Source organism: Pseudoduganella umbonata (assembly GCF_014192225.1).
In the GTDB taxonomy this organism is placed as follows: domain Bacteria; phylum Pseudomonadota; class Gammaproteobacteria; order Burkholderiales; family Burkholderiaceae_D; genus Rugamonas; species Rugamonas umbonata.
Window position 1 is genome coordinate 435,708 of record NZ_JACHXS010000003.1, and the last position, 20,549, is coordinate 456,256.

At 64.4% G+C, this 20,549-nt stretch carries 18 protein-coding genes; 7 read left to right on the top strand and 11 right to left on the bottom strand.

The window, feature by feature from the left end; translation table 11 throughout:
- Positions 1–64 precede the first annotated feature (64 nt).
- From bamA to rpsB, 9 genes are all read right to left on the bottom strand, one after another.
- Positions 65–2,398 (bottom strand): outer membrane protein assembly factor BamA, encoded by a 2,334-nt coding sequence (gene bamA, locus FHS02_RS10575; RefSeq protein ID WP_137313388.1) that lies wholly within the window; start codon positions 2,396–2,398, stop codon positions 65–67.
- A 118-nt stretch (positions 2,399–2,516) separates the two neighbouring features.
- A complete protein-coding gene (gene rseP, locus FHS02_RS10580; protein ID WP_137313389.1) occupies positions 2,517–3,875 on the bottom strand; it encodes an RIP metalloprotease RseP in 1,359 nt (452 codons plus the stop codon).
- A gap of 94 nt (positions 3,876–3,969) precedes the next feature.
- Entirely contained in the window at positions 3,970–5,172 is a 1,203-nt protein-coding gene (gene ispC / locus FHS02_RS10585; RefSeq protein WP_137313390.1) for a 1-deoxy-D-xylulose-5-phosphate reductoisomerase, read from the bottom strand.
- Positions 5,173–5,226: 54 nt separating this feature from the next.
- A complete protein-coding gene (locus FHS02_RS10590; protein WP_137313391.1) occupies positions 5,227–6,060 on the bottom strand; it encodes a phosphatidate cytidylyltransferase in 834 nt (277 codons plus the stop codon).
- Positions 6,061–6,067: 7 nt separating this feature from the next.
- A complete protein-coding gene (gene uppS / locus FHS02_RS10595) occupies positions 6,068–6,811 on the bottom strand; it encodes a polyprenyl diphosphate synthase (protein ID WP_137313392.1) in 744 nt (247 codons plus the stop codon).
- A gap of 275 nt (positions 6,812–7,086) precedes the next feature.
- Positions 7,087–7,647, bottom strand: coding sequence for a ribosome recycling factor (gene frr / locus FHS02_RS10600; RefSeq protein ID WP_137313393.1), 561 nt, complete (start codon positions 7,645–7,647; stop codon positions 7,087–7,089).
- A gap of 35 nt (positions 7,648–7,682) precedes the next feature.
- A complete protein-coding gene (pyrH, locus tag FHS02_RS10605; RefSeq protein ID WP_137313394.1) occupies positions 7,683–8,399 on the bottom strand; it encodes a UMP kinase in 717 nt (238 codons plus the stop codon).
- Between the two features lie 179 nt (positions 8,400–8,578).
- Complete coding sequence (gene tsf / locus FHS02_RS10610) at positions 8,579–9,493, bottom strand: translation elongation factor Ts (RefSeq protein WP_137313395.1); 915 nt, start codon at positions 9,491–9,493, stop codon at positions 8,579–8,581.
- A 179-nt stretch (positions 9,494–9,672) separates the two neighbouring features.
- Complete coding sequence (rpsB, locus tag FHS02_RS10615) at positions 9,673–10,425, bottom strand: 30S ribosomal protein S2 (protein ID WP_137313396.1); 753 nt, start codon at positions 10,423–10,425, stop codon at positions 9,673–9,675.
- A 395-nt stretch (positions 10,426–10,820) separates the two neighbouring features.
- Between rpsB and FHS02_RS10620 the strand changes: the two genes are divergently transcribed.
- The 7 genes from FHS02_RS10620 (at position 10,821) to FHS02_RS10650 (ending at position 18,763) form a co-directional block, all read left to right on the top strand.
- Complete coding sequence (locus FHS02_RS10620) at positions 10,821–11,144, top strand: hypothetical protein (RefSeq protein WP_137313397.1); 324 nt, start codon at positions 10,821–10,823, stop codon at positions 11,142–11,144.
- Between the two features lie 368 nt (positions 11,145–11,512).
- A complete protein-coding gene (locus tag FHS02_RS10625; protein ID WP_137313398.1) occupies positions 11,513–11,920 on the top strand; it encodes a ribbon-helix-helix domain-containing protein in 408 nt (135 codons plus the stop codon).
- Between the two features lie 68 nt (positions 11,921–11,988).
- The gene (locus FHS02_RS10630) at positions 11,989–13,356 is read left to right on the top strand and encodes an extracellular catalytic domain type 1 short-chain-length polyhydroxyalkanoate depolymerase (protein WP_307722193.1); all 1,368 of its coding nucleotides are present in this window, start codon (positions 11,989–11,991) and stop codon (positions 13,354–13,356) included.
- Between the two features lie 233 nt (positions 13,357–13,589).
- On the top strand, positions 13,590–14,411 hold the full coding sequence (map, locus tag FHS02_RS10635) for a type I methionyl aminopeptidase (protein WP_137313399.1): 822 nt from the start codon (positions 13,590–13,592) through the stop codon (positions 14,409–14,411).
- Positions 14,412–14,414: 3 nt separating this feature from the next.
- Positions 14,415–17,009 carry a [protein-PII] uridylyltransferase gene (locus tag FHS02_RS10640; RefSeq protein ID WP_137313400.1) on the top strand — a complete coding sequence of 865 codons (2,595 nt, stop codon included), beginning with the start codon at positions 14,415–14,417 and terminating at the stop codon, positions 17,007–17,009.
- 6 nt (positions 17,010–17,015) lie between these two features.
- Positions 17,016–17,765, top strand: a complete 750-nt coding sequence (locus FHS02_RS10645) for a pseudouridine synthase (RefSeq protein ID WP_175424771.1) — start codon at positions 17,016–17,018, stop codon at positions 17,763–17,765.
- Positions 17,766–17,851: 86 nt separating this feature from the next.
- Positions 17,852–18,763 carry a PilZ domain-containing protein gene (locus tag FHS02_RS10650; protein ID WP_137313402.1) on the top strand — a complete coding sequence of 304 codons (912 nt, stop codon included), beginning with the start codon at positions 17,852–17,854 and terminating at the stop codon, positions 18,761–18,763.
- A gap of 250 nt (positions 18,764–19,013) precedes the next feature.
- Here the strand turns inward: FHS02_RS10650 and FHS02_RS10655 are convergent, their stop codons facing one another.
- Both FHS02_RS10655 and FHS02_RS10660 read right to left on the bottom strand, forming a co-directional pair.
- Positions 19,014–19,844 carry an aldo/keto reductase gene (locus FHS02_RS10655; protein ID WP_137313403.1) on the bottom strand — a complete coding sequence of 277 codons (831 nt, stop codon included), beginning with the start codon at positions 19,842–19,844 and terminating at the stop codon, positions 19,014–19,016.
- Positions 19,841–20,548 carry a hypothetical protein gene (locus FHS02_RS10660; RefSeq protein WP_137313404.1) on the bottom strand — a complete coding sequence of 236 codons (708 nt, stop codon included), beginning with the start codon at positions 20,546–20,548 and terminating at the stop codon, positions 19,841–19,843. The genes FHS02_RS10655 and FHS02_RS10660 overlap by 4 nt, the downstream gene beginning before the upstream one ends.
- Between the last annotated feature and the right edge of the window lies 1 nt (position 20,549).

Here is a 20,549-nt window from a genome sequence, read left to right on the forward strand (position 1 = left end):
ACTACGTTCCAATTGCGTTCCAACGATGTTTTAACCAGGTTCCCACTTGCCGCCATTGCCGGCATCAGAAACCGGTACCCATCTGGAACTGGAAGCGTTCCAGGCGGTCGCCGTATATCGGATTAATAGGCTTAGCATAACTCAACTTCAGCGGCCCCACCGGGGAAATCCAGCTCACGCCCAGGCCCGTCGAGAAGCGCAGCTCGGACAGGCGCATCTTCGCCCCTTCCTGGTAGACCTGGCCGCCGTCGAAGAAGGCGAACCAGCGCAGGCTGCGGTCCTTGCCCTGGCCGGGGAACGGGAACTGCAGCTCGGCATTGCCGATCAGGCGCGAAGCGCCGCCCAGCGCGTCGCCGTTGGTGTCGAGGTAACCCAGCGAGGAGCTGTAGTAGCCGCGCACCGAGCCGATGCCGCCGGCATAGAAGTTCTTGAACACCGGATACGGCCGGTCGCCGATGCCGTGGCCATAGTCGAACTCGCCCTTCAGCGCCAGCGTGGCCCACGACGTGATCGGGCGGTACCACTGCTGCTCGTACACCGCGCGCACGTACTTCGAATCGCCGATCAGGTCGATCTCCAGGTTGGCGCGCTGGTAGCGGCCGACGGTCGGCGTCACCGCGCTGTCGCGGCTGTCGCGGCCCCAGGCGATCGTCAGCGGCACCGAGTTCGACGAGACTTCACCCTCGCCGCTGGCCGGGCCGCCCAGGTCGCGCACGTACTGCTTGAAGTAGTTCGGGCTGGTCACGTCGGTCTTGATGGTGGCGCGCTCCAGGCCGATACCGAAGAACACGGTGTCGACTTCGGAGAACGGCACGCCCCAGCTGACGCGGCCGCCGGTCTGCTTGATCGAGTACATGCCGGTGTTCACCGCCGGCGGATCGAAGGTCCGCAGGTACAGCTCGTAGCTCTGCGATACGCCGTCGTCCGTGTAGTACGGGTTGGTCTGCGAGAACGCGATCGTGCGGCTGTATTTACTGGTGTTCAGTTCCAGGCCCACGGTATTGCCGGAGCCGGCGAAGTTGGCCTGCTGGATCGAGGCCGACAGGCTGAACTTCTCGGCCTGCGAGAACGCGCCGCCGATCTGGAAGTTACCGGTCGGCTTTTCCACCACCGTCAGGTTCACGTCGACCTGGTCGGACGTGCCCGGCGCTTCCGGCGTATCCACCGTCACGTCCTTGAAGTAGCCCAGGCGGTCGACGCGGTCGCGCGACAGCTTGACCTTGTTGGCGTCATACCAGCTCGACTCGAACTGGCGGAACTCGCGGCGGATCACCTCGTCGCGCGTGGTGGTGTTGCCCTGGATGTTCATGTGGCGCACATAGGCGCGCTTGCCCGGGTCGATGAAGAACGTGAAGGCGACTTCGCGCTTCTCGCGGTCGACTTCCGGATTGGCGTTCACGTTGGCGAAGGCAAAGCCGAAGTTGCCCAGGCGGTCGGTGATCAGCTTGTTGGTGGCGGTCAGGCGCGCGCCCGAATAGGTCTCGCCCTTCTTCAGCAGCACCAGCGAGCGCAGCTCTTCCTCGCGGCCGTACATCTCGCCTTCGAACTTGATGTCGGAAACCGAGTACTTCTCGCCTTCGGTGATGTTGATGGTGAGGTAGATGTCCTTCTTGTCCGGCGTGATGGAGACCTGGGTGGAGTCGACGTTCATTTCCACGTAGCCGCGGTCCAGGTAGAACGACTTCAGTGCTTCCAGGTCGCCGGTCAGCTTGGTCTTCGAGTACTGGTCGGCCTTGGTGTACCAGCTGAACCAGCCGGACGTGTTCAGCTCGAGCTCCTTGCGCAGCTCCTTGTCGGAGAAGACCTTGTTGCCGACGATGTTGATCTGCTTGATACGCGCGATCTCGCCTTCGTCGACATTGAACATGATCGACACGCGGTTGCGCTCCATCGGCGTGACGGTGGTGGTGACCTTGACGCCGTACAGGCCGCGCGACAGGTACTGGCGCTTCAGTTCCTGCTCGGCGCGATCGGTGGTGGCCTTGTCGAAGGTCTTGGCTTCGCCCACGCCGATATCCTTCAGGGCGGTGACCAGCATGTCCTTCTCGAATTCCTGGGTACCGGTGAAATCGACCTTGGCGATCGCCGGGCGTTCCTCGACGATCACTACCAGCACGTCGCCATCTTTTTCCAGCCGCACGTCCTTGAAGATGCCGGTCGCGTACAGCGCCTTGATCGTGGTGACGGATTTGTCGTCGCTGAACGTTTCGCCCACGCGCACCGGCAGGTAGCTGAACACGGTGCCCGCTTCGGTACGCTGGATACCTTCGACGCGGATATCCTTGACCACGAAGGGTTGAACGGCAAAGGCGCTGCCGGAGCAGAAAGCCAGTACGGCGGCGCCGATCAGGGTGCGGCGAAACGAAGGCGAGGCAAAGCGGTCAGAAATGAATTTCATTGGCATTATCAGAGACTCGAAAGCCGCTTCGCGATAATCCGGACAGCACCTTTCGACACCTCGCCCGCAATCATTCCGAACCAGCTTTCCAAATACGAGACTGCACGCGGCAGGCGGATCATAACAACCGCGCGACATCGTTGAATACAGCGAGCGCCATCAAGGTCACCAACAACCCGACACCCAGACGCTGTGCAATCTCCCCAAAACGCTCCGGCACCGGGCGCCCAGTCAAAACTTCCAGCGAATAATACAGCAAATGGCCGCCATCCAGAACCGGTATCGGGAGCAAATTCATCACCCCAAGGCTGATGCTGACGACCGCCACGAACGACAGATAGCTGGCCAGGCCGATACGCGAACTCTGGCCCGCGTAGTCGGCAATCGTGATGGGACCGGTCACGTTCTTCCACGAGACTTCGCCGATGATCATGCGGCCGATCATCCGGATCGTCAGCACGCTGGTGTCCCACACCTTGCGCGCCGCCTTCGCCAGCGCGGCGAACGGGCCGTCGGCCACGACGATCATATCCGGCCGCCCCAGCAGCTCGACCTTGATCTTACCGACTGTTACACCGTCTTTACCGGACACCGCTTCCGGCACCACCGGCACCCGCACCAGTTCGCCATTACGCCGCACATCGAGCTGCACGGTACGTGCCGCGGCCTGGCGGATCGCCGCGCTGAACGCGCCGATATCGGCGACCGGCTGGCCGTCCATCGCCACCACCTGGTCGCCAGTGCGCAGGCCGGCGCGGCCCCCGGCACCGGCCGGATCGACCTTGCCCAGCACGGGCGCGGGCAGCCGGATATTGAAGCCCAGCGCACCGGCCACGTCGCCATCGAGATCGACAGCGCGCAGCGTGGCGGCCGGCACCGTAAACGTGTAGCGGCCGCGGCCCGGCCGCTCCGCCTCGATGCGGGCGCCCTCGCCGTCCTTGGATTCGACAACCGCTTCGATCAGCTGCCAGCGCAACTCGGACCAGCCCTGCACCGCATTGCCGTTGACGGCGCGGATCACGTCATCGCGGTCCAGCCCGGCCTGGGCGGCGGCCGACTGCGCGGCCGGCGCGGCAATGCGCGTGGCCGGCTCTTCGATACCGTGCATGTACAGGCCCGCGAACAGCACGATCGCCAGCAGGAAGTTGGCGATCGGCCCGGCGGCCACGATGGCGATGCGCTTCCAGACATTCTGGCGCGTGAACTCGCGCGGCAGGTCTTCGGGCGCGATGTCCTTCACATCCTGGTCGCGCGCGTCGAGCATCTTCACGTAGCCGCCCAGCGGCAGCGCGGAAACGGCCCATTCGGTCTGGTCCGGCCCGACCCGGCGCGACCATACCACGCGGCCCATGCCGACCGAGAAACGCAGCACCTTCACGCCGCACCAGCGCGCCACCAGGTAGTGGCCCAGTTCGTGGATGACCACGAGCGTGCCCAGCGCAACGATGAAGGCAACGACCGTTTGCAGCAGGTTCATGGCTTACTTTCGGATGGCGCCCGGTGCGACGCCGGGCTCGATAGTTGTTCGCACCCTGCCCCGGCGTGCGCCGAAGCGCGGTTCAGGAAAGCCGTCAGGCGTTGGCCGCCTTCAGCGGATGGCCCAGCGCGGCGATCGCACGTTCGGCCGCGGCACGCGCCGCCGCATCCTGCGCCATCACGGCCTCGATGGACGACGCCGGGCCGTGCGGCAGCGCATCCATCACGCCGGCGATCACGCGGTCGATCTGGCGGAAGCCGATGCGCTCGTCGAGGAAAGCCTGCACGGCCACTTCGTTGGCGGCGTTCAGCAGGGCCGGCGCGGTACCGCCGGCTTGCAGCGCGTCGTAGGCCAGTGCCAGGCACGGGAAACGCTTGAAGTCGGGCTTTTCGAACTGCAGCGTGCCGACCTGCGTGAGGTCGAGCTGGGCCACGCCCGATGCGATCCGTTCCGGGTAGGCCAGCGCATTGGCGATCGGCGTGCGCATGTCCGGGTTGCCCAGTTCGGCAATCACGGAACCGTCCGCGTACGACACCATCGAGTGGATCACCGACTGCGGATGGATGACGACTTCGATCTGCGCCGCCGGCGCGCCGAACAGCCAGTGCGCCTCGATCACTTCCAGGCCCTTGTTCATCATCGTGGCGGAATCGACCGAAATCTTGGGGCCCATGACCCACTTCGGGTGCTTGCACGCCTCGGCCGGCGTGACGGTATCGAGCGTTTCCACGGCACGCTTCAGGAACGGTCCGCCGGATGCGGTCAGCAGGATCTTCGTGACGCCGGCCGCCGCCGGCACGCGGCGGTAATCGGCCGGCAGGCACTGGAAGATCGCATTGTGTTCGGAGTCGATCGGCAGCAGCGTCGCGCCGGATGCCGCGACGGCATCCATGAACAGCTGGCCGGACATCACCAGCGCCTCCTTGTTGGCCAGCATGACCTTCTTGCCGGCACGCGCGGCGGCCAGCGTGGGCGCCAGGCCCGCGGCGCCGACGATCGCGGCCATCACGCCGTCCACTTCACCGGCCGAGGCGATGTCGCACAGTGCCTGCTCGCCCCACGCCACCTGGGTGTCCAGATTCATGGCGCGCAGCAGCGCGGCCAGCTGGTCGGCCGCATCGGCGCTGCCGACGACCGCCACTTTCGGCTGGAACTGCCGGCACTGCGCCGCCAGTTCGTCGACCCGGCTGTGCGCGGACAGGGCGTAGACCGTGTAACGGTCGGGGTGGCGCGCGATGACGTCGAGCGTGGAGACGCCGATGGAACCGGTGGCGCCGAGGATGGTGATGCTTTGCATAGTCATTTCCTTTGAAACCTGCCGCCTTGTGGGCCTGGCAGGTTTCGTTACCTTTTACAGCCAGCCGCCGATCAGCGCGGCGATCGGCAGGACCGGCACCAGCGCATCGATACGGTCGAGCACGCCGCCATGGCCGGGCAGCAGGTTGCTGCTGTCCTTGAAGCCGGCGCGCCGCTTCAGCTGGGATTCGAACAGGTCGCCGACGATCGACGCGCCGACGATGACGGACAGTGCGACCAGGGCAATGCCCCAGCCCAGTTTCGCCTGGACGCGCACGGCGAACGTGTCCTGCAGCCATGGCTGGTATGGCGCGGCCAGGATCGTGATCATGCACAGCACGAGCACGGCGATCCAGCCGCCGACGGCGCCTTCGACCGATTTGCCGGGCGAAATCGACGGCGCCAGCTTGCGCCTGCCGAACTTCTTGCCGGAGAAATAGGCGCCGATGTCGGCGATGAACACCAGCGCCATCACCGAGAACAGGTACAGCGGCGAGCGCTGGAACAGCACCAGGATCGCCACGAAGCACGATACCAGCGTGGCGCCATACACCATCGCCAGCAGCGTATTGCCGAAGCCTTCCATCGGCGGCAGGCCGACTTTCAGCGACGGGAAGAAGCGCAGCAGCCAGATGGCCGCGCCCAGCGCCAGCCAGAAGCGGGCCTGCTCGAGGCCGGCGTTATAGAAGAACGTGTAGAGAAACGCCACCGCCCAGCAGAAGGCAACCAGGATCGGCGCGCGCAGCTTGAACAGCCGGAAGGCTTCCCATGCGGTGGCGAAAAACACGACGGTTACGAGCGCCTGCACGGCCGGCAGCGAGCCGGAAAACAGCACGGCCACCAGCACCACGAACAGGATGACGGCGGTAATGATCCGGGTCTTCAGCATGTGTTTGTTATTTTTTCAGTTGTTCGCCCGTGCGGCCGAAGCGGCGCTCGCGGTGCTGGTAGGACGCAATCGCTTCGTCCAGCTTCTCGGCGGTGAAGTCGGGCCAGTATATGTCCGTGAAATACAGCTCGGTGTAAGCCAGCTGCCACAGCAGGAAGTTCGAGATGCGCTCTTCGCCGCCGGTGCGGATGAACAGGTCCGGCTCGGGCGCATAGGCCATCGCCAGATGCGGCGCGAGCTGCGCTTCGGAGAAATCCGTGGCGCCAGGATGCGCCGCGACCATCTTGCCGATTGCCTGCATGATATCCCAGCGGCCGCCGTAGTTGGCGCACACGGTGACGGTGAGGCGGGTGTTGTTCGCCGTCTTGCGCTCGGCGGCGGAGATCATGTCGCGCAGCTTGCCGTCGAAACGGGACAGGTCGCCGACGACTTTCAGGCGAATGTTATTGGCGTGCATCTTCGCCACTTCGCGCTCGAGCGCGGTGACGAACAGGCGCATCAGCAGCGACACTTCCTCTTCCGGACGGCGCCAGTTCTCCGAACTGAAGGCGAACACGGTCAGGTACTCGACGCCACGGCTGACGCAGGCCTCGACGACGGTACGCACCGCTTCCACGCCCTTGACGTGGCCCGCCACGCGCGGCAGGAAGCGCTTGGTGGCCCAACGGCCGTTGCCGTCCATGATAATCGCCACATGGCGCGGCACATTCGGCACTTCAGGCACCGCGGTCGTCGAACTCGTATATCTCATTAGTAACGCTTTAATGCCAAAAGATGAACTGTACAAAAAAAACCGGGGACAGGCACCTATTTTTCAAGAAATATTTTCTTGGCAATAGGGGCTGTCCCAGGTCTTGGGCGGAACTCGTGGCGGGAGCGAGCCTGGTGTCGGACACCGGCTTTCTGGTGTCGGACACCGGTTTTCGGTGGAAAACAGGCTACCGGCCAGATAAAGCCGGTGTCTGACACCTTTTCGCAAAATCCCGAAAAAGTGTCAGACACCAAGTGTTCACGCGGCTTCCGGCATCAAACCGTCAGCACTTCCTTCTCTTTCTCGGCAACGATCTTGTCGATGTCGGCAATCGCCTTGTCGGTCAGCTTCTGCACGTCGTCGGAGGCGCGGCGCTCTTCGTCTTCCGAGATGGCCTTGTCCTTCGTGAGCTTTTTCAGCTGCTCGTTGGCGTCGCGGCGGATGTTACGGACGGCGATCTTCGCGTCCTCGGCTTCGCCCTTGCACAGCTTGACCATTTCCTTGCGGCGCTCTTCGGTCAGCGCCGGGGTCGGCACGCGGATCGTGTCGCCCTGCGCGGACGGGTTCAAGCCCAGGTCGGCATCGCGGATCGCCTTTTCGATCGCCGCACCCATCTTCTTTTCGAACGGCGTCACGCCGATCGTGCGGGCATCGATCAGCGTCAGGTTGGCCACCTGGTTGATCGCCGTGGGATTGCCGTAGTAATCGACCGTTACGTGGTCGAGGATGCCCACGTGGGCACGGCCGGTACGCACCTTGGCCAGATCGCTTTTCAGCGTATCCAGCGATTTCGCCATCTTGTCCTGGGCGTTTTTCTTGATGTCAGCGGTAGACATGCTGCTCTCCTGTTATTTCTCTTGAATGTCGTATTTTAAACGTGAACCAGGGTGCCCTCTTGCTCACCCATGATCACGCGCATCATCGCGCCTGGCTTGGTGATCGAGAAGACCTTGATCGGCAGTTTCTGGTCGCGGCACAGTGCGAACGCGGTCGCGTCCATCACCTGCAGCTGCTTGGAGATCGCCTCGTCGAAGCTGATGGTGTCGTACAGCGTGGCTTCCGGGTCCTTCTTCGGATCGGCACTGTACACGCCGTCGACCTTGGTGGCCTTCAGCACGATTTCGGCCGACATCTCCGAACCGCGCAGCGCGGCGGCCGTATCGGTGGTGAAGAACGGGTTGCCGGTGCCGGCCGCGAAGATGACGACCTTGCCCTCTTCCAGGTATTGCAGCGCTTTCGGGCGCACATACGGCTCGACGACCTGTTCGATGCCGATCGCCGACATCACGCGGGCAACGACGCCCACGTGGCGCATCGCGTCGGCCAGGGCCAGCGCGTTCATGACGGTGGCCAGCATGCCCATGTAGTCGGCAGTGGCACGGTCCATGCCCTGGGCGCCGGGCGCCACGCCACGGAAGATGTTGCCGCCGCCGATCACGACTGCCAGTTCCACGCCCAGTTTCGCGACCTCGGCCACGTCGGCGACCATGCGCTCGATCGTGGCGCGATTGATGCCATACGGGTCATCGCCCATCAGGGCTTCACCGGACAATTTGAGGAGGACGCGCTTGTAGGCTGGTTTTGACATGAGCTGAGGCTCCTAAGTAATGTATTCGGTGACATCCGGCCGCAATGATAGCTGTAAAGCTCCTTGCGCCGGGTTGGTACGCCAACCGTACGACCCACGCGGGGACGGTTGGGGAGAATTCCTGGTACTGCATCAGAGCCAAGGCTCTAAAAAAACGGGCCTCGCGGCCCGTTTTTGAATTACGCTCCCTTGGAAGCAGCCATCTGGGCTGCCACTTCAGCGGCGAAATCGTCCACTTTCTTTTCAATGCCTTCGCCCACCACGTACATGGTGAAGCCCTTGACGGTCGCGTTGGCGGCCTTCAGCATCTGCTCGACGGACTGCTTGTCGTTCTTCACGAACGCCTGGTTCAGCAGCGACACTTCCTTCAGGTACTTCTGCACGGAACCTTCGAGGCGCTTGGCGACGATTTCCGGCGACTGGGCCGGCTTGCCTTCGGCGGCAGCCTTGGCTGCATCTTCGTCGGCCTTGGCCTGGGCAACCGAGCGCTCTTTCTCGATCAGCTCTGCAGGCACCTGGTCGGACGACAGCGACACCGGCTTCATTGCCGCGATGTGCATTGCCACGTCCTTGCCCACCTGGTCGTCCGCGCCTTCGAAGTCGACGATCACGCCGATCTTCGTGCCGTGCAGGTACGAAGCCAGCTTGCCGGTCGTTTCAAAGCGCTGGAAGCGGCGGATCGACATGTTTTCGCCGATCTTGCCAACCAGGGCGGAGCGTACTTCTTCCAGCGTCTGGCCGGATTCGGTCGGCAGCGCCAGCAGGGCAGCCACGTCGGCCGGGTTCTTTTCGGCAGCCAGGCGTGCGGCGGTGTTCGCCAGTGCCAGGAAGTCGTCGTTCTTGGCGACGAAGTCGGTTTCGGAGTTCACTTCGACCAGGGCGCCCACGTTGCCCGAGATGAATGCTGCGACAACGCCTTCGGCGGTCACGCGTGCCGAAGCCTTGGCTGCCTTGCCGCCCAGCTTGACGCGCAGGATCTCTTCCGCTTTGTCCATGTCGCCGGCCGCTTCGGTCAGGGCCTTCTTGCATTCCATCATCGGTGCGTCGGTCTTCGCGCGCAGTTCGCCGACCATTGCTGCGGTAATCGCTGCCATATGTTTTCTCCTGTATTCGGTGGGGTTGCCGGGGCGGCGCCTTGCGGCAGCCTGCTCATCCGGCGTCTCGTTAAAAAAAAGGGGAGCCGGAAGCCACCCCTTTTTTCAAGGCCTAAAATAACAGCCTAATGTGTAGTGCCGATGTCCGCCCGAGGGACGGACACCGGGACCAGCGCTACTTACGCCTGCTCGTTGACTTCCACGAACTCGTCGCCGGCTGCCGTCTTGATCGACTCCAGCACTTCGGTCGACGCGTTGGCACGGCCTTCCAGGATCGCATCTGCCACGCCGCGGGCGTACAGGCTGATTGCCTTGGACGAGTCGTCGTTACCCGGGATCACGTGGGTCACGCCGGCCGGCGAGTGGTTGGTATCGACGATGCCGATGACCGGGATACCCAGTTTCTGGGCTTCGGTGATCGCGCCTTTGTGGTAGCCGACGTCGATCACGAAGATCGCGTCAGGCACGCCGCCCATATCCTTGATGCCGCCGATGGACTTCTGCAGCTTTTCCATTTCACGGCTGAACAGCAGTGCATCTTTCTTGGTCAGCTTTTCCACGGAACCGTCGGCGATTTGCGCTTCCATGTCCTTCAGGCGCTTGATCGAGGTCTTGATGGTCTTGAAGTTGGTCAGCATGCCGCCCAGCCAGCGCTGGTCGACGTAAGGAACACCAGCACGCTGTGCCTCGGCGGCGACGATGTCGCGAGCCTGGCGCTTGGTGCCCACCATCAGGATCGTGCCACGGTTGGCGGACAGTTGGCGAACAGTCTTCATCGCCTCCTGGTACAGCTCCATGGTCTTTTCCAGGTTGATGATGTGAATCTTGTTGCGGTGGCCGAAGATGAACGGAGCCATCTTTGGGTTCCAGAATCGGGTTTGGTGACCGAAGTGGACGCCGGCTTCCAGCATTTCACGCATCGTTACAGACATGTTTTACTCCAGGGTTGGGTCTGGAACCTGCTCAGTCACCCTTGCGGGCACCCTTGCAGAGCGGGTTCGAGTTTATTAAAAAGTGGGGATTTTGCAACATTGCAAGGAACGAGTCCGAGCAACCCGGCATTTTAGCGGAAGACGGGGAAACAATCAAACGTTGTTCTTGTTCATGGCCAAGACAGGTTGTCCAGGTCTGCCTCGAACTGCTTCTTCGGCACCACCACGGCTGGCGACTTGACGCATGCCAGCGCCAGTGCATTCCGCCGGGGCAGGCGCATGGCATGGCAACCAGCATCCGCGCAGCGTTAACGCACCTCCCCGTAATCGCGCGGCGTCCCGCGCCTTGGCGACGTATCCTGACGAAAACTCAACACTTGCGAGAGGAGAACACCATGGAATCGAGCCGGCTGGAGCAACTGGAACAGGGCCTGCGGCACGCACTGCAACTGGTCGAACGCGACGAGACCGGCGCACAGGGGGAAATCGAGCCCACCCACCCGGCCGCCTGGGCGGCGCAGGAATGCGAGCTGATGCTGCCGGAACCGCTGACGCTGGCGTCGCTGGCCGAAGCCATCCGCCACAAGATCGAGACCGTGCACGTGCTGCTGGACCGCGCACGTGCACACGAGCAACTGCCGCCGGATGCGCAACTGGCGGCGGACGAGGGCTATATGACAGGTGCCGATGACCTGACACAGAACACGAAGGACTCCTGACGGCCGGGATTCCGGCAAAGACGGCCGGCGCCACGCGTCCCAGACCCTCTACCCTAGCCACCCAAGCGCTGCGTCTCGGCGCGCCCTTGGTGCGGGCACCACACCATGCCTCTCGCGCTGCGCGGATTACCGCAGCCCGCGCAGCCTGCCTCAACCGCAGGCAATGCCTCACCGGCGACCTTTTCCACGCGTCGCATCGCCACGCTCCCTTTCAGCCGATACCGCCTGCAGGTGTCGAGACGCCAAGCGCATCGCAACGCCAAACCACAGTACGCCGATCTGCTTCAACATTTTCTTGAACGAGCCATTGAAATCCCGCACAATACTTCCATATACCATCCACTTGGATGGCAAATGGAAGATAAACGATGCCCGACCTCAAACTTCGACCCGCCGATTCGGAAAAAATCACGATCAATCTTTTTCCGGTCGACCTGGGCCAGATCGACCTGCTGGTACAGCAGGGTTTTTATGCCAACCGCTCGGACCTGATCCGCACGGCGATCCGCAACCAGCTGAACCAGCATGCGGAGGTAGTGCGGCAAACGGTCGAGCGCAACCAGTTCGTGCTGGGCTTGCAGCAGTTTTCCAGCGCCGACCTGGAAGCGGCCCGCACCGCCGGCGAGATGCTCAATATCCGCGTGCTCGGCCTGGCCACCATTGCGCCGGACGTGACCGCGGAACTGGCGGCGGCCACCATCCAGTCGATCACCGTGCTTGGCGCGCTGCACGCCAGCCCGGCCGTGAAAGCGGCCCTGGCCGGCCGCATCAGCTGAACCGCAGCAACCGACAATATTCCGACAGCACCGCTGTCCCACACGCCTCATCCTATGGAAGGCACGATATGAAATTCGATTCCGCACTGATGGCTCGCCTGCAGGCAGCCACGCAAGATCTGATGAAAGACGGCCCGATGGCCGCCACCGCCGCGATCCAGCGCGCACTGGCCGGCGACACCGCCCCCGATGCCGCCGCCACCGCCGCCACCGCTGATACCGCGCCACGCGCCGGCGCCACGATGAAAGACCTGAACGCGCCACCGGAAAAGGCACAGGCCCGCCCCACTCCCCGCGCCCGGAAGGCCGCGCCGGGTCGCCAGCAGGCGTCCCAGGCGAAGACGGACGAGCAACCACAGGCTGGCAGCGCAAAGTCCGGCCTGGCCGACATCCTGGCGAAAGCGGGCATCGCGCTGCCGGAAGGCTTTGCCGACGGGCTGAAAGAGAAGTTCAAGGGCGGCATGCAGGGTGGGTTCCAGGGCCTGCCGGAAAACCTGCTGGACGGCTTGCCAGAATCGCTGCGCGAGCAGCTCAAGAACGGCAAGCTGCCCGGCGCCCGCAAGCGCCCGCCCCCTGCCCCGCTGCCGGACGGCGCCCGCTTCGACAGCGCCAGCTTTACGTGCCATGCCGGCACACGCGGCTACAAGCTGTATGTGCCGAGCACGTATAAGCAAGGCCAGCCGGTACCGCTCGTCGTCATGCTGCACGGCTGCACGCAGGACCCGGACGACTTCGCCGCCGGCACCCGCATGAACCAGGTTGCCGAGGAAACCGGCTGCCTGGTGGCGTATCCGTGCCAGTCGCAGGGTGCCAACAGCTCCAAATGCTGGAACTGGTTCAGCGCCGCCGACCAGCAGCGCGAGCGCGGCGAACCGGCGATCATCGCCGGCATCGCCCGGCAGGTGATGGCCGATCACTCCGTCGATCCGGCCCGTGTCAGCATCGCCGGGCTGTCGGCCGGCGGCGCGATGGCGGTCGTGGTGGGTGCGCTGTATCCGGAACTGTTCCATGCCGTCGGCGTGCATTCCGGGCTGCCGTTCGGCAGTGCGACGGACTTGCCGTCCGCCCTGCAGGCCATGCAACAGGGCGCCAAGGGAGGCGGACGGCCTGTCGCCAGCCCGCCACTGATCGTGTTCCACGGCGACAAGGACCATACCGTGAACCGGAAGAACGGCGACGACGTGCTGCAGCATGGCCTGGTGGCACATGAGGCGGGAACGCCGGAGGTGGAACAGGCCAAGGCCAGTGGCGGACGCAAATATACGCGTACCATCCACCGCAGCAAGGATGGCCGCGTGCTGGCCGAGCACTGGGAATTGCATGGCGCCGGCCATGCGTGGGCCGGAGGCAGCGCCAGCGGCAGCTATACGGATCCGACGGGGCCGGATGCGAGCCGGGAGATGGTGCGGTTTTTCGGGGCGGTGGCGCGCGGCTGATCGACTGAAAACCGGTGGCGAAGCAGGGGTTTCCTGGAGCATGCTCCAGGCCTGCGTAGCGGAGACGGCCTGCAAGCCGTCTCTCCTTCCAGGCACCATTTTCCGGGAGATTCATCCGGAAAATGGTGCCTGTCACCTGGCGCATCGCCGCCGACGCTGTTCCGCGGCAAGCGCAACTCTCCGGGTCCGGGTCGTCTATAATCGTGGTTTGTCGCACGAATCAATCAAGAAACATGTCCATCACGATCAAGACCCCCGAAGACATCGAAGGCATGCGCATTGCCGGCCGCCTCGGCGCCGAAGTCCTCGACTACATCACCCCGTTCGTCAAGCCCGGTGTCACCACCGGCGAGCTGGACCGCCTGTGCCACGAATACATGACGAATGTGCAAGGCACGGTGCCGGCGCCGCTGAACTACCAGCCGCCCGGCTATCCGCCGTATCCGAAGGCGATCTGCACGTCCGTCAACGACGTGATCTGCCACGGCATCCCCGGCGACAAGGTACTGAAGGCGGGCGACGTGGTGAACCTGGATATCACGATCATCACCAAGGATGGCTACCACGGCGACAACAGCCGCATGTTCTACATCGGCGCGCCGTCGATCCTGGCCAAGCGCCTGACCGACATCACGTATGAATGCATGTGGCTGGGCATCGCCCAGGTGCGCCCGGGTGGCCACTTCGGCGACATCGGCCACGCGATCCAGGTGCATGCCGAGAAGGCCGGCTACAGCGTGGTGCGCGAATTCTGCGGCCACGGCATCGGCAAGGTCTTCCACGAAGAGCCGCAGGTGCTCCACTACGGCAAGCCGGGCACCGGCGAGGAACTGAAACCCGGCATGATCTTCACGATCGAGCCGATGATCAATGCCGGCCGCCGCGAGATCCGCGAAATGGGCGACGGCTGGACCATCAAGACCAAGGACCGCAGCCTGTCGGCCCAGTGGGAGCACATGGTGCTCGTGACGGAAACCGGCTACGAGGTGCTGACGCTGTCTGCCGGTGCGCCGCCGCCGCCGGCCTTCATCACCGAAGCAGAAGCCGCGGCCTGACCCATGTCCTCCATCGCGATGAACAGCGATCCCCGCGAACAGCTGCGCAGTTCCCTGAAGCTGCGGCTGAAGTCCGACCGCCAGCTCGTGATCGCCACGTTCCGCGACGACGGCAAGCCGGAAAAGCTGCTGCGCAACCTGCGCCAGAGCGTCGACAACGTGCTGACGCATGCGTGGCAGGCCGCCAGCCTGCCGGCGCAGACTGCGCTGGTGGCGGTGGGCGGCTATGGCCGCGGCGAGCTGTTCCCCTATTCCGACGTGGACGTGCTGATCCTGCTGGGCCAGAGCCCGGACGAGGACACCCGCCACCGCCTGGAAGAACTGGTGCAGCTGCTGTGGGATCTGGGCCTGGAAATCGGCTCGTCGATCCGCACGGTGGAGGAATGCCTGGCCGAATCCGAAGCCGACATCACGGTGCAGACCAGCCTGCTGGAAGCGCGCCTGGTGACCGGCGACGCCGAACTGTTCGCACGGCTGGAACGGGAGTATGACGCGGCGATGGATCCGCAGGCCTTTTTCCACGCCAAGACCAGCGAGATGCGCCAGCGGCACGCCAAGTACGAAGACACGGCGTTCTCGCTCGAACCCAATTGCAAGGAAAGCCCCGGCGGGCTGCGCGACCTGCAGGTGATCCTGTGGATGGCCAAGGCCGCGGGCCTGGCCAGTTCGTGGCGCACGCTGGCCACGCGCGGCCTGATCACGCAGACCGAGGCGCGCCAGCTGATGGAGAAGGAACGCGCCTTCAAGGATATCCGCGTGCGGCTGCACCTGCACGCCGGCCGCCGCGAGGACCGTCTGGTGTTCGACGTGCAGACGGCGATCGCCGAAAGCCTCGGCCTGCAGACCACCGGTACCGGCGTGCACATGCGCCGCGCCAGCGAATACCTGATGCAGCGCTACTACTGGGCCGCCAAGACGGTGGTCCAGCTGAACACGATCCTGCTGCAGAACATCGAGGCGATGCTGTTCCCGCAGGGCTGCGAGACGCATCCGATCAACGAGCGCTTCAATGAAGTCAACGGCTTCATCGACATCAGCAGCGACGATGTGTTCTCCCGCACCCCGTCGGCCATCCTCGAGATCTTCGTGCTGATGACCGAGCGCCCGGCCCTGAAGGGCATCACGGCCCGCGCCACGCGCGCGCTGTGGCACGAGCGCTTCGAGATCGACGCGGCGTTCCGCGCCGACCCCGTCAACCGCGCCTATTTCCTGCGCATCCTGCAGGCGCCTTCGGGCATCATCCACGCCTTGCGCCGGATGAACGAGCTGTCGATCCTGGGCCGCTACCTGCCGAACTTCCGCAAGATCGTCGGCCAGATGCAGCATGACCTGTTCCACGTGTACACGGTGGACCAGCACATCCTGATGGTGGTGCGCAACATGCGCCGCTTCACGATGACGGAACATGCGCACGAATACCCGTATTGCAGCCAGCTGATGGCGAACTACCCGCAGCACTGGCTGCTGTACGTGGCGGCGCTGTTCCACGACATCGCCAAGGGCCGCGGCGGCGACCATTCGAAGCTGGGCGTGGCCGACGCGGTACAGTTCTGCCAGGACCACGGCATGAGCACCGATGAAACGGAGCTGGTGGCCTTCCTCGTCGAGCAGCATCTGCTGATGTCCACCGTGGCGCAGAAGCAGGACCTGTCCGATCCCGACGTGATCGCGGCGTTCGCGAAAGCCGTGCGCGACGAACGCCACCTGACCGGCCTGTACCTGCTGACGGTGTGCGACATCCGCGGCACCAGCCCCAAGGTGTGGAATGCCTGGAAGGCCAAGCTGCTGGAAGACCTGTACAAGATGACCCTCCGGGTGCTGGGCGGCGAACCGCATTCGGCCGACCGGGAACTGAAGAACCGCCAGCAGGAAGCGCTGGCCACGCTGCGGCTGTACGGCCTGCCGCCGTCGGCGCACGAGGCGCTGTGGAAGCAGCTGGACATGGCGTACTTCCTGCGCCACGACGCCTCCGACATCGCCTGGCAGACGCGCGCGCTGTACGACCGCCTCGACAGCGTGAAACCGGTGGTGAAGTGCCGGCTCGCGCCGATCGGCGAAGGCCTGCAGATCGCCGTCTACGTCCAGGACCAGCCGGACCTGTTCGCGCGCATCTGCGGCTATTTCGACCGCAAGAATTTCTCGATCCTGGATGCCAAGATCCACACCACCAAGCACGGCTACGCGCTCGACACGTTCCTGGTGACGGAGCAGAGCTTCGCCAAGAGCTACCGCGACATCATCAACCTGATCGAGCATGAGCTGTGCGACCTGCTGCTGGCGCAGGCGCCGATCCAGCCGCCGGTGCGCGGCCGCCTGTCGCGCCTGTCGCGCACCTTCCCGATCCAGCCGACCGTGGACCTGCGCCCGGACGAGCGCGGCCAGTACTACCTGCTGTCGGTGACGGCGAACGACCGTACCGGCCTGCTGTACTCGATCGCCAACGTGCTGACGAAGTACCGCGTGAACCTGCACACCGCCAAGGTGATGACGCTGGGCGAGCGGGTGGAGGACGTGTTCATCGTCGACGGCCAGTCGCTGTCGAGCGCACGCACGCAGATCCAGCTGGAAACCGATTTACTGGAAGCATTGAAAGTCTGAATTCTCATGTCTGAAGAGTTGTTGCGTTTATCGAAACGCATGTCCGAACTGGGCCTGTCGTCGCGCCGCGAAGCCGACGAATGGATCGCCAAGGGCTGGGTGCGCGTGGACGGCAAGGTCGTGTCCGAGCTGGGCACGAAGGTCTACCCGAGCCAGAAGATCACCGTCGAGCGGCAGGCTGCCGCCGAGCAGAGCAAGCGCGTGACCATCCTGATCAACAAGCCGATGGGCTATGTCAGCGGCCAGGCCGAGGATGGCTATACGCCAGCGGTGGCGCTGATCAAGCCGGAAAACCGCTGGCCCGACGATCCGGCGCCCGAGCAGTTCCACCCCACGCAGTTGCGCAGCCTGGTGCCGGCCGGCCGGCTCGACATCGATTCCGTCGGCCTGCTCGTTCTCACGCAGGATGGCCGCGTGGCCAAGCACCTGATCGGCCACGATACCGACATCGACAAGGAGTACCTGGTGCGCGTGGAATACACGAAGCCGGGCAAGCTGCCCGATGCCGACCTGAAAAAACTGAACCACGGTTTATGGATGGACGGCAAACCGCTGCTGCCGGCCAAGGTGCGCTGGCAGAATGACGACCAGCTGTCGTTCACCCTCCGGGAAGGCAAGAAACGGCAGATCCGCCGCATGTGCGAGATGGTCGGCCTGAAGGTCGTGGGCCTGAAGCGCGTGCGCATCGGCAAGGTGAAACTGGGCGAGCTGCCGGTCGGGCAATGGCGCTATCTCGCGCCGGATGAGCGGTTTTAGCGACAGCCTCTAGCCGTAGGGCAATATTGTTGTCTGCGATCAAAGGATTTGCTGGTATGCTTGCTGACTACTAGCCGAGCACGCCCATGACTTTCACTCTCAAGAACCTTCGCGACCACCTGCCCTGGTTGCAATCGCCGACCGTGCGCCGCTTCAGCGCGCAATTGCGCCCCAAGGGGAACGCGTTGCCAGGTATCGGCGGCAACGTGACAGAGTATGTGCGTACCGAAGCGGCGGGCGACCTGATCACGGCCGGGCTGCTGCCCCGCCGCAGGAGAATGAGCGCGGCGGACATCGCCGAACGCATTCCGCTCGCCTCGATGCCGCACGAGATCACCGACATGGCGGCGATCCGCGATGCGCTGCAAACGCTGTATGACCGCGGCGAACCGGTGACGCTCTACGCGGACGGCAACGGCACGCCGCTGCTGGCGCGCATCCATGCGCTGCATGCCACCGATCCATCGTTTACGCTGCGGCTGGAAGACGGCTGCGTACTCCCGGCAGGCTCCTGCACGTTCGTCAGCCGCCTCGATTCGGCGCGCTTCCAGTTCGAGCTCACGTCCGACTGGACGCCGCTGCCCGGCCAGCCCACGCTCGTGCCGGCCCGGTTTCCGGCGCTCTGCTTGGTCTTGAACCGCCGCGGTTCCCGGCGCCTGGAAACGCCGGTTGCCGGCAACTACACCGCGTCGTTCGTCATGTTCGGTACGCCGTTCGAGATGCTGCTGTACGACGTCGCCGCCGGTGGCGTCGGCATGCGCTGCGCCCCGCGCGATGCACCCGGCCTGCACATCGGCCGCAAGCTGCAACGCGTGCGGCTGGAGCTGAACGACACCGTCGTCATCTGCGACCTGGAAGTGCGCCTGTCGCGCCGCTTCCGCTCGTTCCTGCTGGGCGAACAGGTGCAGATCGGCTGCCGCTTCGTCGACCTGACGGCGCAGATGCAGACGCTGGTGGACCGCGCGATCGCCAAGATGGCCCAGGGCCGGCGCCCGTAACAGTCCCAAAACTGTTGCCTGAACATTGCCTGGTGTCGGACACCGGCTTCTTGGTGGCTTCACAGGGGTTTCGTAGAGCATGCTCTGCGCCTGTGAAGCGGTGATGACATGCATGTCATCACTCCTTCCGGACACCGGTTTTATGCACGATATCGGCAAAATACTGGCGAACACCGGTGTCCGACACCAAGGTGTCCGACACCAGTAACGCACGCGTCAGCTACGTTCGCCCAGTGACACGGCGTCGAATTCAGAGAACATCCAGCGGCACGGCCCGCGATGGCGGCGGAAACGCGGCGTCCAGCACCGCAAGGTCTTCCGCCGTCAGCACGATGTCCAGCGCAGCGCGGTTGGCGCGCACGTGCTCCGGCTGCACCGCCTTCGGAATGGCGGTCACACCTTCCTGCGCGAACAGCCAGGCCAGCGCGACCTGCGCCGGCGTGGCGCCGTGCCGGCCGGCGACCTGCCGCAGTGCCGGGTCGGCGAACAGCCGCTGCTGATCGCGCCGGCTTGATTCGAGCGGCGAATACGCCATCACGGGAATGCCGTGCCGGCGGCACCAGGGCAGCAGGTCGAATTCGATACCGCGCCGCCGCAGGTTGTACATCACCTGGTTGGCGGCAAGCGCCGCGCCGCCGGGCACGCGGACGGCTTCCTCCATGTCCGCAGTGTCGAAGTTGCTGACGCCGTACGCCAGGATCTTGCCGGCCGCGCGCAGCGTCTCGAAGCCTTCCAGCGTCTCGGCCAGCGGCACGCCGCCGCGCCAGTGCAGCAAATACAGGTCGATGCGGTCGGTGCCCAGCCGCGCCAGGCTGCGTTCGCAGGCGCGCTGCACTTCGGTGCGCCCGGCATTGTGCGGATACACCTTGCTGACGATGACGACCTCGTCGCGCCGGCCGGCGATCGCTGCGCCGACCACGCGCTCGGCGCCCCCTTCGCCGTACATCTCGGCGGTGTCGATCAGCGTGATGCCGAGGTCCACGCCCAGTTGCAGCGCGCGCACCTCGTCGTTCCTGCGCGCCGGGTCGTCGCCCATGTACCACGTACCCTGCCCCAGCCGGTGGCCTGCGATGGGATTCATATGCCGAACGCTCCCGCGGAAAGTGTATAGGTGAATGCAAACAGGAACAGCACGAAGAACAGCAGCAGCACCAGGACGACGATGCCGGCCGCCCTGGCAGGCAGCAGTTTCGGCAGCCACGTGGCAAACGCGTCGAACGCCACCGACAACAGCAATACCGCCAGCGGCGCCTGCCAGTACAGCAGCGCGGCCACCAGGCCCTGCTCCAGCGCATTCCAGCCGATGTAGCCTTTCAGCACGATGCCCGGCGCGACGAAGGTGAACACCGCGGCCGCCACGTGCATGACCGCCTTGAACAGCAGGAAGGCGCGGGGCGACGGCGGCTTGTCGCGCAGGATGTTGCCGAAGAAGTAACGGACGCCGGTACCCTGCCCGGTGGCAGCCAGCACGGCCAGCCCCAGCGCGAACGGCACCAGGGCGCACAGCCACAGCACCAGCATCGATGCCGGCGGCAGGTAGGAAGCATCGAGCAGGATGGCCAGCGGCGGCGGCTCGCCCAGCGCAGCCACGCGGAACATGGCCAGCAGCTGGACCGCCAGCAGGGATGCCACGCACAGCTTCAGCACGAAGCCGGCGCGGGGAATGAACATCAGGCCTTCGGCCACCACGAGGAAGATCACGGTGGCCAGCAGCAGGCGCCAGGGAAAGGCGCCGATCAGCGCAATGGCGGCCGCGGCGGCCTGCAGGATATCCGCCAGCGCCATC

Bases quoted from the DNA above. Each gene is read 5' to 3' on its own strand.
- FHS02_RS10655 (WP_137313403.1), bottom strand. From the start codon at position 19,844: ATGAATCCCATCGCAGGCCACCGGCTGGGGCAGGGTACGTGGTACATG.
- FHS02_RS10640 (WP_137313400.1), top strand. From the start codon at position 14,415: ATGTCCTCCATCGCGATGAACAGCGATCCCCGCGAACAGCTGCGCAGT.
- FHS02_RS10630 (WP_307722193.1), top strand. From the start codon at position 11,989: ATGAAATTCGATTCCGCACTGATGGCTCGCCTGCAGGCAGCCACGCAA.
- FHS02_RS10625 (WP_137313398.1), top strand. From the start codon at position 11,513: ATGCCCGACCTCAAACTTCGACCCGCCGATTCGGAAAAAATCACGATC.
- FHS02_RS10620 (WP_137313397.1), top strand. From the start codon at position 10,821: ATGGAATCGAGCCGGCTGGAGCAACTGGAACAGGGCCTGCGGCACGCA.
- bamA (WP_137313388.1), bottom strand. From the start codon at position 2,398: ATGAAATTCATTTCTGACCGCTTTGCCTCGCCTTCGTTTCGCCGCACC.
- FHS02_RS10650 (WP_137313402.1), top strand. From the start codon at position 17,852: ATGACTTTCACTCTCAAGAACCTTCGCGACCACCTGCCCTGGTTGCAA.
- tsf (WP_137313395.1), bottom strand. From the start codon at position 9,493: ATGGCAGCGATTACCGCAGCAATGGTCGGCGAACTGCGCGCGAAGACC.
- pyrH (WP_137313394.1), bottom strand. From the start codon at position 8,399: ATGTCAAAACCAGCCTACAAGCGCGTCCTCCTCAAATTGTCCGGTGAA.
- rpsB (WP_137313396.1), bottom strand. From the start codon at position 10,425: ATGTCTGTAACGATGCGTGAAATGCTGGAAGCCGGCGTCCACTTCGGT.
- frr (WP_137313393.1), bottom strand. From the start codon at position 7,647: ATGTCTACCGCTGACATCAAGAAAAACGCCCAGGACAAGATGGCGAAA.
- map (WP_137313399.1), top strand. From the start codon at position 13,590: ATGTCCATCACGATCAAGACCCCCGAAGACATCGAAGGCATGCGCATT.
- ispC (WP_137313390.1), bottom strand. From the start codon at position 5,172: ATGCAAAGCATCACCATCCTCGGCGCCACCGGTTCCATCGGCGTCTCC.
- uppS (WP_137313392.1), bottom strand. From the start codon at position 6,811: ATGAGATATACGAGTTCGACGACCGCGGTGCCTGAAGTGCCGAATGTG.
- FHS02_RS10660 (WP_137313404.1), bottom strand. From the start codon at position 20,548: ATGGCGCTGGCGGATATCCTGCAGGCCGCCGCGGCCGCCATTGCGCTG.
- rseP (WP_137313389.1), bottom strand. From the start codon at position 3,875: ATGAACCTGCTGCAAACGGTCGTTGCCTTCATCGTTGCGCTGGGCACG.
- FHS02_RS10590 (WP_137313391.1), bottom strand. From the start codon at position 6,060: ATGCTGAAGACCCGGATCATTACCGCCGTCATCCTGTTCGTGGTGCTG.
- FHS02_RS10645 (WP_175424771.1), top strand. From the start codon at position 17,016: ATGTCTGAAGAGTTGTTGCGTTTATCGAAACGCATGTCCGAACTGGGC.